This is a genomic window from Streptomyces sp. Tu 3180 (genome assembly GCF_009852415.1).
In the GTDB taxonomy this organism is placed as follows: domain Bacteria; phylum Actinomycetota; class Actinomycetes; order Streptomycetales; family Streptomycetaceae; genus Streptomyces.
Genome location: NZ_WOXS01000002.1, coordinates 7,322,241 through 7,334,483, shown reverse-complemented (window position 1 = coordinate 7,334,483; position 12,243 = coordinate 7,322,241). Strand labels below are relative to the sequence as shown.

Annotated in this window: 12 protein-coding genes; 4 read left to right on the top strand and 8 right to left on the bottom strand. The window is 73.8% G+C overall.

Translation table 11 applies throughout. The features are described from left to right. Positions 1-96: 96 nt before the first annotated feature. The 8 genes from GL259_RS33420 to GL259_RS33385 all read right to left on the bottom strand — a co-directional run bounded on the left by GL259_RS33420 (position 97) and on the right by GL259_RS33385 (position 7,276). A complete protein-coding gene (locus tag GL259_RS33420; RefSeq protein ID WP_159536997.1) occupies positions 97-1,098 on the bottom strand; it encodes a polysaccharide deacetylase family protein in 1,002 nt (333 codons plus the stop codon). Positions 1,099-1,124: 26 nt separating this feature from the next. After that, positions 1,125-2,123, bottom strand: a complete 999-nt coding sequence (locus GL259_RS33415; protein WP_159536996.1) for a glycoside hydrolase family 11 protein — start codon at positions 2,121-2,123, stop codon at positions 1,125-1,127. 309 nt (positions 2,124-2,432) lie between these two features. Continuing rightward, positions 2,433-3,860, bottom strand: coding sequence for a flotillin family protein (locus tag GL259_RS33410; protein ID WP_159536995.1), 1,428 nt, complete (start codon positions 3,858-3,860; stop codon positions 2,433-2,435). A 93-nt stretch (positions 3,861-3,953) separates the two neighbouring features. Next, a complete protein-coding gene (locus GL259_RS33405) occupies positions 3,954-4,463 on the bottom strand; it encodes a hypothetical protein (RefSeq protein WP_159536994.1) in 510 nt (169 codons plus the stop codon). A gap of 363 nt (positions 4,464-4,826) precedes the next feature. Further along, a complete protein-coding gene (locus GL259_RS33400) occupies positions 4,827-5,450 on the bottom strand; it encodes a hypothetical protein (protein WP_159536993.1) in 624 nt (207 codons plus the stop codon). A 70-nt stretch (positions 5,451-5,520) separates the two neighbouring features. Continuing rightward, positions 5,521-6,324, bottom strand: coding sequence for a rod shape-determining protein (locus GL259_RS33395; protein WP_159536992.1), 804 nt, complete (start codon positions 6,322-6,324; stop codon positions 5,521-5,523). 211 nt (positions 6,325-6,535) lie between these two features. Beyond that, on the bottom strand, positions 6,536-6,901 hold the full coding sequence (locus GL259_RS33390) for a TraR/DksA C4-type zinc finger protein (RefSeq protein WP_159536991.1): 366 nt from the start codon (positions 6,899-6,901) through the stop codon (positions 6,536-6,538). A gap of 48 nt (positions 6,902-6,949) precedes the next feature. Next, complete coding sequence (locus GL259_RS33385) at positions 6,950-7,276, bottom strand: TraR/DksA C4-type zinc finger protein (RefSeq protein WP_159536990.1); 327 nt, start codon at positions 7,274-7,276, stop codon at positions 6,950-6,952. 278 nt (positions 7,277-7,554) lie between these two features. On the opposite strand from GL259_RS33385, the gene GL259_RS33380 reads away from it, so the two are divergent. The 4 genes from GL259_RS33380 (at position 7,555) to secD (ending at position 12,109) form a co-directional block, all read left to right on the top strand. Further along, the gene (locus GL259_RS33380) at positions 7,555-8,508 is read left to right on the top strand and encodes a sensor histidine kinase (RefSeq protein WP_159539185.1); all 954 of its coding nucleotides are present in this window, start codon (positions 7,555-7,557) and stop codon (positions 8,506-8,508) included. Beyond that, entirely contained in the window at positions 8,505-9,173 is a 669-nt protein-coding gene (locus tag GL259_RS33375) for a response regulator transcription factor (protein WP_159536989.1), read from the top strand. The genes GL259_RS33380 and GL259_RS33375 overlap by 4 nt, the downstream gene beginning before the upstream one ends. Next, on the top strand, positions 9,170-9,709 hold the full coding sequence (locus GL259_RS33370) for a hypothetical protein (RefSeq protein ID WP_159536988.1): 540 nt from the start codon (positions 9,170-9,172) through the stop codon (positions 9,707-9,709). Before GL259_RS33375 ends, GL259_RS33370 begins: the two co-directional genes overlap by 4 nt. Before the next feature lie 78 nt (positions 9,710-9,787). After that, positions 9,788-12,109 (top strand): protein translocase subunit SecD, encoded by a 2,322-nt coding sequence (gene secD, locus GL259_RS33365; RefSeq protein WP_166461592.1) that lies wholly within the window; start codon positions 9,788-9,790, stop codon positions 12,107-12,109. Positions 12,110-12,243: the final 134 nt, after the last annotated feature.

Genomic DNA, 12,243 nt, shown 5'->3' with positions numbered 1-12,243 from the left:
CCGTGGCACCTCGGCGGGAACGGCGCCGCGGACAGGGACGTGGCGCGGCGGACCGGGCCGCCGCGCCACGGGTGCGGTGCGTCGGGTGCCCGCCGGTCAGCCGGCGCTGCAGGAGACCGTCGGCCAGTTCCAGTTGCCGTTGCTCTGGATCGTCACTCCCCAGTTGTTCCCGCTGCCGTTGGGCCTGGCGACGAGTGTCTGGCCGTCGGGGTAGGACGCGCTGACGTTCCAGGTCGCGGAGACCTTCGCCGGGGACGGCACCTTCATCGTCACGGTCCAGTTGCTCGAACCGCTCACCGCGACGTTGAGGTTGTAGCGGTCGCTCCAGCGGCTGCCCGCGGACAGGGTCGCGGTGCACGCGCCGCCGCCACCGCCGCCCCCTCCCCCGCCGCCGGAACCGTCGGGCGCCACCGCGCGGCCGGTCTGCGGGGAGATCATGCCCGCGCACAGGCCCCGGGAGGCCAGGTTCTGCGCGATGCGCGGGATCGCGGCGATGGTGTTGGCCGGCCAGTCGTGCATCAGGATGACCTGGCCGTCGGTGAGCCGGGAGGCGGCCTGCACGATGGCGTCGGTGCTCGCGTTGTTCCAGTCCTGCGAGTCGACGTCCCAGATGACCTCGGTCAGGCCGTACTTGCTCTCGACCGAACGCAGTGTCGAGTTGGTCTCCCCGTACGGCGGACGGAACAGCTTCGGTGTGCCGCCGCCGGCGGCCGCGATCGCCTGCTGGGTGCGGGAGATCTCCGAGTCCATCTGTGCCTGGCTCAGCTGGGTCATGTGGGGGTGGGTGTAGCTGTGGTTGGCGACCCACATGCCGGCGTCCACCTGGGCCTTGACCAGGGACGGGTTGGCGGCGGCGTACTGGCCCTGGTTGAACATCGTGGCCCGCAGCCCGTTCTGCCTGAGCGCGTTGAGCAGGCTCGGTGTGGTGCTGGTGGAGGGGCCGTCGTCGAAGGTGAGTCCGACGTACCCGTTGCAGGCGGCGGCGTGCGACGGGGTGGCGCCGAGGGTCGTGGTCACGGTGCCCGCCAGGGTCAGTGCGGCGACGGCCAGGCCCGACACCAGGGTCCGGGCGGCCGGCTGTCGTTTTCCGGTGGTCATCTGCGGTGGTCCTCCTCGTACGGTGGTCAGCCGGCGCTGCACGAGACGGTCGGCCAGGTCCAGTTGCCGTTGGCCTGGATCGTGGCGCCCCAGTTGTTGCCGCTGCCGTTGGGCCTGGCGACCAGGGTCTGGCTGTCGGGGTAGGACGCGCTGGTGTTCCAGGTCGCGGAGACCTTCGCCGGGGAGGGCACCCTCATCGTCACGGTCCAGTTGCTCGAACCGCTCACCGAGACGTTGAGGTTGTAGCGGTCGTCCCACTTCTGGCCGGCCGACAGCGTCGCGGTGCAGCCGCCGGTGCCCCCGCCGCCGCCACCGCCTCCGCCGGAGCCCGATTCGCTCACGGTGATGTTGGAGCTGCCGCTGCTCTGGTAGCCCTCGGTGGCCATGATCATGTAGTTGTGGTTGCCGAGGTTCATCCCCTTGCCGGCCCACGCGTCGAAGTGGTTGCCACTGGTGATGGTGCCGCCGGTGCGCTTCGACTGCCGGACGCTCCAGTACTGGTCGAAGGTCCTGGTGCCCTCGATGGAGGGGGCGTTGTACCGGGTCGTCTTGTAGATGTCGTACGTGCCGCCGTCGGTGGTGACGGTGCCCTTGTACTCGCCGGTGGGCCGGTAGGTGCCCCAGTTGTCGACGATGTAGTACTCGATGAGCGGGCTGGTGGTCCATCCGTAGAGCGTCAGGTACGCGTTGCCGGACGGGTTGAAGGTGCCCGAGTAGTTCACGGTCTTGCGCCCGCCGGTGCTCCAGCCCTTGCCGGCGACGAAGTTGCCGGTGTTGCTCCACCGGGTGCTGTAGTTGCCGCCGGAGCCCAGGTCCATGGAGACCGTTCCCTGGGCGTCGGTCCAGAACGAGTAGTAGTAGCCGTTGTTGGTGCCGGTCTGGTTCGTCGTGATGACCGGAGCGGCGGTGGCGGTGCCGGGCAGGAGCATCACGGCCAGGGCGGCCAGCACGACGGCCCAGGTGCTTCTGAGACTCAGCGGCGGGCGGCCGCGTCTGCGGCCTCCCGGACGGGCGAACGCGTTCATGGGGGTGCGCCTCCTCGTGGCGGTCGGCGGTGCGGGTCGACGCCGGACAGTGTTGGCTTGTCCGCGTCAACCGTCAACAGTTTCGGTAGAAGTTTCGAAATCTTCGGAGGAGACGCACCGGCGGAGAAATCATCGTCCACCCATGTCAACGCGGCTGCTTGACCGGTCAAGGCCGAATCCGCTCCGATGATCGGCGACAGTCATCCGAACCTCACCCGGAGGCAGCCGAAAGTTTCGAACCGGCTCGTCCGCACAACGCGACGGAGCCCGGGCGCCTGCTCGGCGTCCGGGCTCCGCGGCGGGAGGGGGTCACTCGGTGATGCCGACCTTGCCGTTGGCCGGCTCGGCCGGGGCGGGGGGCGCCTGCGTACCGCGCCGGGCGAGGCCCTGGAGGAGCTCGGCGAGGTCGACGCCGGTGGTGGAGCTGAGCAGTTCCACGCCCTGGGCGACGTTGTCGGCGACCGTGCGCGGAAGCTGTCCCGCGCCGTCCGTGGAGATGACGGTCAGCTTGTCCACGGCGGCCAGCGGCTCGGCGGCCTTGCCGACGACCTGCGGCAGCACCTCGACCAGCATCTGGAGCACCGCGGCGTCGCCGTACCGCTCGAAGGCGTCGGCCCTCTTGTGCATGGCGTCGGCCTCCGCCGCGCCCTTGGCGGCGATCGCGGCCGCCTCGGCGGCGCCCTCGATGCGCACGGCGTCGGCGAGCGCCGCGCGGTGCGCCTTCTCGCCCTCACCGGTGAGCCGTGCCCGCTCGGCCGCCGCCTCGGCCTCCTTGACCAGCGCGATGCGGCGGGCCTCGGCCTCCTGCTCGGCCCGGTACCGGGCGGCGTCGGCGGGCTTGCGGACCTGGGTGTCCAGCTCGCGGTCGGTCAGCGCGGCCTGCCGGGCGGCGACCTTCTCCTGCTCCTGCAGGACCTCCTGCCGCCGGGCGGCCTCGGCGAGCGGGCCGGCGGCGGCGGCACGGGCGGCGGCCTCGTCCGTCTCCGCCTTGATCTCGGCCTGCTTCAGGGCGAAGGTGCGCTGCGCGATCGCGATCTCCTCCTCCGCCTTGAGCCGGGCCTGCTCGGAGGCGCGCCGGGCGACGGCCTCGGCGATGTCGGCCTCCTGCCGGGCGCGGGCCGCCTCGGGCCGCCCGAGGTCCTCCAGGTAGGAGCCCTCGGTGGTGATGTCCTGGATCTGGAAGGCGTCCAGCACCAGGCCCTGCCCGGACAGGCTGGCCTCGGCCTCCTCGGCGACCTGTCCCGCGAAGGCGGCGCGGTCACGGATGATGTCCTCGACCGACATCCGCCCGACGATGGAGCGCAGCGCGCCGGACAGCACCTCCTGGGTGAACCCGACGATGCCTTCCTGCTGTTGCAGGAAGCGCTGGGCGGCGGCGCGGATCGAGTCCTCGGTGCCGCCGACCTTGACGATGGCGACGCCCTCCAGGTTGGCCTTCACGCCGCGCAGGGTGACCGCGCCCCGGACGGCCACCGGGATGTGCCGGCTGGACAGGTCGAGGGTGAACTTCTGCTGGACGAAGGGCACGACGAAGACGCCGCCGCCGACCACGACCTTCTGGCCGCTGTTGTCGGTGAAGACCCGGCCGGTCGCGGGGTCGGTGGACTTCTTGCCGCGTCGTCCGGTGACGATGAACGCCTCGCTGGGTCCCGCCACCTTGTAGCGGGTGACCACCACGAGGGCCAGCAGGACCAGGAGTACGACGACTCCCACCACGGCGATCAGTACAGGGCTCATGCTGGTGAATCCCCTCAGCCCTCCCGGGGGACGGCGGTTCGGATCGGATCGGGAACGGACGCGGGAAGGGGGCGAGCCTTGGTGACGTACCGGTCAGCGCTCGACCGGGCGGACCGCGACCGAGGTCGCGGACAGCACCGATTCCACCCAGACCTCGGCGCCCCGTGCCACGGGCACCGAGCACTTCGCGGCCAGTTTCATCGGCTGCCCGGCGAGGTACACCAGCACCTCGCCGTACCCCTCGGCGGGAATGGCGGTCACCACGGAGCCGGAGCTGCCGACGAGATCGTCGCCCCGGGGGGTGGCGTCGGTCTGGTCCCGCATCAGGACGCTGCTGAACCTCCACGTCAGCCAGCCCGCGCCGGCACCCGCCACCACGCCGGTCGCCGTGGCGCCCGTGACGCCCAGGCCCGTCGTGCCGAGCACGATCGCGCCGCCGAAACCGAGCATGGACACGAACCCGGCGATCACCGGCAGCGACAGCAGCCCGTCGAACAGGCCGTCCAGCACGCCGTCGAACACGCCCTCCAGGATCCCGTCGAAGACCAGCGAGAGCAGCAGCAGGACCAGCCCCGCGATCCCGAGGCCCACGAACCATTCCATCGGGGCCCCCGTTTTCGCTCGACCGCCTCCCCGTGCGTGCATGTTCCCATGTGAACCGGTCGCGGTACATTGCCCGAACCCGGCAATCTTTACGGGCCGTTGATGCCGCCTTCCCACGGACTCCCGGATTCCGCCGCCGTTCCGGCTGATGCGTCGTCAACGTGGGGTGCGGTCGGGTGCGCCGCACGACGGCCGCCGCCCCGGCCCGGAACCCGGGAAGGGGCGGTGCGGGGTGGGGTTCGTTGCCCGGCTCCGGCAGTTCACGAGGGAGTCGCGGCCGGCCCCGCCCTCCGCCGCGTCGGGACCCTCACCCCCGGGCCCCGCTGACCCCGGGCCCGGTGGCCCGGCGCGCCGGGCCCGGGGTCAGGTGGGTGTCGTCCAGCGCGGGGCCGTCTCGGCCCAGGCGGTGGCCCAGCCGGCCAGGTTGCGGCGGCGCAGGGCGAAGGTGGTCAGGGCGTGGGCGGCGGCGCCGGTGAGGGCGACGCCGACGGCGGCGAGGAGCGCCCAGCCCATGCTGCGGCTGCGGATCTGCTCGCGGGTCAGCGGCGGTTCGGCCGCCTCGCCGCCGACGGTGACCCAGATGCGGACCTCGTTGCCGGCGGGCAGTCCCGGCGGGACCTCCGTCCGCGTCGTCCGGGTCCTTCCCTCCCGGGTGACGAAGCGGACCTCGACCGGGTAGCGGGTCTTCCTCTCCTCGTCCGACCCCGGCTCCGGATGGCGTGGGGCGTCCCCGGTGAGGACCGCGGTCGTCTCGTACCGGGTCAGGTTCTGGTGGCGGGCGGCGTCCGCGTAGTGGCGGTGGGCGGCGTCGGCCACCAGGACGGTGGCCACGGGCGCCACGGCCAGTACGGCGAGCAGCAGCCCGAGGCCGAGCCAGGCCTCGAGCACGTCGGTGCGGCGGCGCAGGGGGTTGCGCCGCCAGCGCCACAGCAGGGGGCGCGGGGGTGGGCCGGGAGGCGGTTGTGCCGGTGGTATCTCGCCCGCCACGTCGTGGCTCCTTCGGGGTCTCGGGTCGCAGGCAGGTGGGGGTGGAACGGGTGCGGGGCGCCGGGACCGGTCAGACGGCGCCGGTGACCGAGGGGTGGTGGTGCGCCGCGGCGAGGAGACGGGCGGCGCCCCGGACGGCGGCGGTGTGCGGGGACGGCACCGGCCGCACCGGGCAGCCGAGCCGGCCGGGGAGGTCCTGGGTGATGTCGGGGCGCAGGGCGCCCCCGCCGGCCAGGAGGACCCCACGGCGCAGGGCGGCGCGGGTGAGGGAGGTGCGGTCCTGCCGCAGCATCGCCGTCACCATGTCGACCACGGCGTCGGTGAGCTGCCCCGGTGCCGTGTCGTCGGACAGGTCGCCGGTGCCGAGCGCGACGCGGCGCGCGTCGGTGACCGCGCCTCCGGCGAGCAGGACGGCCTCGGTGAGGTGCGCGCCGACGTCCACGACCAGCAGCGGCCGGGCGTGGTCGGCGCCGGCGGCCAGGGCCACCGCCCGCGCGCCCGGGACGGTCAGGACGGCGCGCGGGCGGAGGATCTCGACGGCCGTCCGGGCCTCGGTCCGGAAGGCGAGCCCGTCCAGGACCGGCGTCGTGACGACGACCAGGGGGCGGCCGAAGCGGGGCAGCCGGGGCCCGAGCAGCCGGTCGAGCATCCGGGCGGTACCCGGGGTGTCGACGATGGTGCCGCGCCGGACGGGGTGGAGGGTGCCGTGGCCCGGGAAGGTCACCGTCGGCACGTCGAGCACCATTCCCCGCCCCGCGATCCACGCGCGCGTGCGGGCGCTGCCCAGGTCGAGCGCGATCCCGGTGCACCGCCGGCACAGCGGCCAGGGGAGGTGCCGCGCGGGCACCGGTCGCGGACGCCGGGTGGTGGTCATCGGACGGCCTCCTGTGCGGACGGACCCGCGGGGACGGGTCCCGGGCGGAACGCGGCCGCCGGAGCCGGACCCCCGGGGAGGCGGCCGCGGCCGTACGGCTGCCGGTGCCCGGGACGCGCGGCGCACCGCCGCACCGGCGCGGGACGCGGGCGGCGGGCTCCGTCCCCGGCGCACCGCCGCACCGGCGCACCGCGCATGCCCCGTGTCGTGGTCATCGCGACGCCTCCCGCACCTGCTGGCAGCGGGCGCAGTAGCGGGCCTGCGGGACGATCAGGAGGCGTTCGCGCTGGATGGGGCGGCGGCACAGGTGGCAGGTGCCGTAGGTGCCCGTGTCCATGCGGGTGAGCGCCGCCTCGACGTCGGCGAGCACCATGCGGGCGGAGGCGGCCAGTTTGACGCGGACCTCGATCCGGCCGGCACCGCGCGGGCCGTCGGCGAGGGGCGTGGGGTCGGCGGCGAGCTGCCGCAACTGCTCCTCGCGGAACAACCGCTGCTCGTGCAGGTCGTCGCGCAGCGCGGCGAGGTCCTCGGAGGTGAGGACCCCGCCGCGCTCACCGATGGTCTGGTGGGTCACCACTTCACCCCTTGGGCTGAGCGGGAGGGGAGAACGGAACGGGGGGCGCGGTCAGGCCGCGCGGCTCTGGCAGGTCACGCAGTGCCGGGTGTGCGGAAGGATCTCCAGCCGCTCCGGCGGGACGGGCTTCGAGCAGCCGAGGCAGATCCCGTAGGTGCCGTCGTCGAGGCGGGCGAAGGCCTCCTCGATCTCCTTGAGGGCACGCCGGATGGCGTCCTTCTGGTGGGACATGAGGTGGTCGTCGGGACTCTGCCCGGTTTCGTCCAGGGCCTTGAGCTGGGCGAGGCGCGTACTGCGGGCGTGTTCGAGGCGCTGACGGATCTCGCCGGCGGCGGGGTGGTCGGGGCGCAGCGCGGTGCGGGGCAGGTCGAGCGACATGACGGGTCCTCCCGGAGACGGACGGGTACGTCTTCACCTTCGCCGCTCCCCCGCCGCGGGCCCATCGGGCGCGGTACCCATCTGTGCGGGGTCGCAGGACCCACCCCGTACGACATGGGTCCGGCGGGCCGCCGGAAATGGGGTGCGGGGCCCATGGCCCCGGGGTCCGGGGTCGTGCACGCTGGCCGCTGTCCGCCGGGACCAGGGGGCCGCGGCCGCACCGGACGGCACGGTGACCGACAGTAGAGGCCGACGAGAAAGAGGAAGGCGTGACCTCCGTGTCCCTGTACTGGCGGATCTTCGGGCTCAACGCGGTGGTGCTGGGCACGGCCACCGCACTGCTGCTGTGGGCTCCGGTGACCGTGTCGGTCCCGGTGCTGCTGACCGAGGCGGTGATCCTCGTGGGCGGCCTGGGCGTGATGCTCGTGGCCAACGCGGCCCTGCTGCGCATCGGGCTCGCCCCACTGGACCGGGTGACCCGGCTGATGACCACCGTCGACCTGCTGCGTCCCGGTCAGCGCCTTCCGGTGCGCGGCGGTGGTGAGATCGCCGAACTCGTCAGGACGTTCAACGCCATGCTGGAGCGGCTGGAGCGGGAACGCGCCGCGAGCAGCGCCCGCGCCCTGTTCGCCCAGGAGGCCGAGCGGCGCCGTATCGCCCAGGAGCTGCACGACGAGGTCGGGCAGAGCATGACCGCCGTCCTGCTGGCCCTGAAACGGGCCGGCGACGAGGCGTCCGGCTCGCTGCGCGGCGAACTCCAGCAGGCGCAGGAGATCACCCGGGAGAGCCTGGACGAGGTCCGCCGCCTGGTGCGCCGGCTGCGGCCGGGCGTCCTGGACGACCTCGGTCTGGTCAGCGCGGTCACCTCGCTCGCCACCGAGTTCGCCACGCACACCGGGCTGCGCGTGGTGCGCCGCTTCGACGCCGATCTGCCCCCGCTCGACCACGAGACCGAGCTCGTGATCTACCGTGTGGCGCAGGAGAGCCTGACCAACGCCGCCCGGCACGCCGAGGCGCGGACCGTGGAGGTGAGCCTGCGCGGCGTCGGCGAGCACGTCGTCCTCGAGGTGAGCGACGACGGCCGCGGCATCGGTGCCGCCCGCGAGGGGGCCGGGATCCGCGGCATGCGCGAACGGGCCCTGCTCGTCGGGGCCACACTGGACATCACCTCCGCGACACCGGCCGGCACGAGGATCAGGCTGGCCGCACCCGCCGTCAGGAAGCAGTCATGACCCACGACGTCCGTCCGGCCACGATCAGGATCCTGCTCGCCGACGACCACGCCCTGGTGCGGCGCGGTGTCCGGCTCATCCTCGACCGGGAGCCGGACCTGGAGGTGGTCGCCGAGGCCGGTGACGGTGCGGAGGCGATCGCCATGGCCCGCGCCCACGAGGTCGACCTGGCCGTCCTGGACATCGCCATGCCCCGGCTCACCGGGCTGCAGGCCGCGCGCGAGCTGGCCTCGGTGCGCCCCGCCGTGCGGATCCTGATGCTGACGATGCACGACAACGAGCAGTACCTGTTCCAGGCGCTCAAGGCCGGCGCGAGCGGTTACGTGCTGAAGTCCGTGGCCGACCGCGACCTGGTCGCCGCCTGCCGCGCGGCGATGCGGGACGAGCCTTTCCTCTACCCGGGCGCGGTCACCGCCCTGATCCGCAACTACCTCGACCGGGTCCGTGACGGCGAGGAGGCCCCCGAGCAGCTGCTGACCCCGCGCGAGGAGGAGGTGCTGAAGCTGGTCGCCGAGGGGCACTCGTCGAAGGAGATCGCCGAGCTGCTGTTCATCAGCGTCAAGACGGTGCAGCGCCACCGGGAGAACCTGCTGCACAAGCTGGGCCTGCGGGACCGCCTGGACCTGACCCGTTACGCCATCCGCGCCGGACTCGTCGAGCCTTGAGCGCCGACCGGACGGGACCGGCCGCCCGCCTTCCGCTCCGCGCCGGCGCGGTCCTCGCCGCCCTGGCCGCCGTCCTGCTGACCCTCGCGCTCGGCTTCACCGACGGTGCCCGGCTCGTCCCGTCCCCGTCCGCGCAGGGACTCGCGGCCCCGGGGGCACCGCAACCGCCGGGACCGCGCGCCACCGTGGTCCCGGGCCCGCCGTCGGCCCTCCCTGCGCCGGTCCTCCCGGCACCGGTCCTCCCGGTGCCCGCGCCGCCGGTCCCCGCCCCGCCCTCCCCCGCGTTCCACCCGGCCGACACCCGTCCGTACACCGACGACGCCTACATCGGTACCGCCACCCTCCTCGTCAGACCGCAGCGCGACGCCGGCGAGCGGACGGTGCCCGCCGGCCCGCTGCTCTTCACCCCCGCGCACACCCCCCGCGTCCCGCCCCGGCCGGCCCGTCCCGCGCCGGTGTCCGGCCACGTTCCGGCCGGCACCGCGCACGTGCCGTCGGACCTCGGCCGGGCACCGCCCACGGCCTCCAGCACCTGAGGTTCCTTCCCCTCTTCCTTCACCTCTTCATCTCCGCCGCGCCGCCCGCCGGCCGCGGCGTGCCTGCTGGAGGCATCCGTGAAAAACTCCGCCCGCGTCAGGGCGTTGTTCGCGCTCGTCGTGATCGCCGTGTCCGTGTACGTCGCCGCCACCGTTCCGGTCCGCCTGGGGCTGGATCTGCGCGGCGGCACCCAGATCGTCCTGGAGACCCGCTCCACCCCCACCACCGAGGCCGACGGGGAGGCCACCGACCGCACCCTGGAGGTCCTGCGCGGCCGGGTGGACGCGCTCGGTGTCGCCGAACCCACCATCGTCCGTTCCGGTGAGAACCGGATCATCGTCGAACTGCCCGGCGTCCAGGACCCGCGCAGGGCCGCCGACGTCCTGGGCCGCACCGCACAGCTGTCCGTCCACCCGGTGCTCGGCGCCGCCGCGGAGTCCGACGAGCCCGAGGACGAGGGCGAGCGGATCCTGCCCGACGAGGCCGGTGAGCGGCTCCGGCTGGGCGCCGCGAGGCTCACCGGCCAGGACGTCGAGGGCGCCGAGACGCAGTTCGACCAGCAGGGCGGCGCCGGCTGGCACGTCACCGTGGACTTCGAGGACGGCAAGGGCTGGGCCCGGCTGACCGGCGAGGCCGCCTGCCACCCGGCCGGCGATCCGCAGCGCCGGGTCGCGATCGTCCTGGACGACAAGATCATCTCCTCGCCGCAGGTCGACCCGTCCGTCTCCTGCGACGTCGGCATCACCGGTGGATCCACCCAGATCACCGGCTCCTTCACCAGCGACGAGGCCCGTGAGCTGGCCCTGCTCGTCGAGGGCGGCGCCCTGCCGGTGCCGGTCGAGACGGTGGAGCAGCGGACCGTGGGCCCGACGCTGGGCGCCGAGGCCATCGAGTCGAGCGCCCGGGCGGCCGTCATCGGCACGGCCCTGACCGCGGTGTTCATCATCGTCGTCTACCGCCTCATGGGCTTCCTGGCCACGCTGGCCCTGGCCTGCTACGGCGTGATCTCCTACGCCGCCCTGGCGGCGCTCGGCGCGACACTGACCCTGCCGGGTCTGGCCGGTTTCGTCCTGGCGATCGGCATGGCCGTCGACGCCAACGTGCTGGTCTTCGAACGAGCGCGCGAGGAGTACGGACGTCGCAACCGGCCCAGCGGCCGCTCGGCGCTGACCGCCGGCTTCAGGGGCGCGTTCAGCGCGATCGCCGACTCCAACATCACCACGCTCATCGCGGCGGCGCTGCTGTTCCTGCTCGCCTCCGGTCCGGTGAAGGGCTTCGGCGTCACCCTGGGCATCGGTGTGCTCGCCTCCATGATCAGCGCGCTGGTGATCACGCGGGTGCTGGCCGAGTTCGCCGTGGCGCGCCGCTGGGTGCACCGCCGTCCCCGGCTCACCGGTCTGGCCTCCATCGGCCGGGTCCGCGCGTACCTCACCCGCCGCGATCCGCAGCTGATGCGCCGCCCGCGCCGCTGGCTGGCGGTGTCCGTCCTCGTGCTCGTCGTCACCGGCGCGGGCATCGCGGTGCGCGGGCTGGACTTCGGTGTCGAGTTCACGGGCGGCCGTCTGATCGAGTACTCCACCGGCACCTCCGTCGATCCGGACCGGGCGCGTGCCGCCCTGGCCGACGCGGGCTTCCCGCAGGCCGTCGTCCAGTCCTCGGGGGACAACCGGCTGACGGTGCGCACCGAGGAGCTGAGCAACGCCGAGGCGGTCGAGGTCGCCGACGCCCTCTCCGGGATCGGCGGCGGCGCGGAGAAGGTCCGCGACGAGTTGATCGGCCCGAGCCTCGGCGACGAGCTGCGCCGCAACGCGCTGATCGCACTGGGCCTGGCCCTCGGCGCCCAGCTGCTGTACCTGGCCTTCCGGTTCCGCTGGATGTTCGGTACGGCGGCGGTCGCCACCCTGGCCCACGACGTGGTGGTCCTCACGGGCCTCTTCGCCTGGCTGGGCAAACCGATCGACGGGGTGTTCCTGGCCGCGCTGCTCACCGTGATCGGCTACTCGGTCAACGACTCCGTCGTGGTCTTCGACCGCGTCCGGGAACTGTGGGCCAAGGACCGCAAGGCGCCCCTGGCCCGGTCCGCCAACCGGGCGATCCTCCAGACGGTGCCCCGCACGGTCAACACCGGCATCGGTGTGGTCTTCATCCTGGCCGCGCTGGCCGTGCTGGGCGGTGACTCGCTCACCGACTTCGCGCTCGCCCTGCTGATCGGCGTGCTCGTGGGCACGTACTCGTCGGTCCTGACCGCCTCACCGCTCGCCGTCGAGCTCGACGCGCACGGGGGCGGTGGCAGGGGTGGCCGCGGTCGCGGCGGGCGCGGGCACGACGGTTCCGGAGCCGCGCAGTCGGGTGCCGGGCAGCGCCCGGACCGGGCCGAGGCCGCCGGCCGGGGGAAGTGACGCCGGGCGGTTCCCGCCGGGGAGCCGCCGCGCACGCGGAGACGGCGCCGCCGGCCCCGGTCCCGGGGGCGGCGGCGCCGTGGTGCGACCGGGGGCCGGGAGCAGTTCCACCCGGGGGGTTCGCGCGCGGGGTC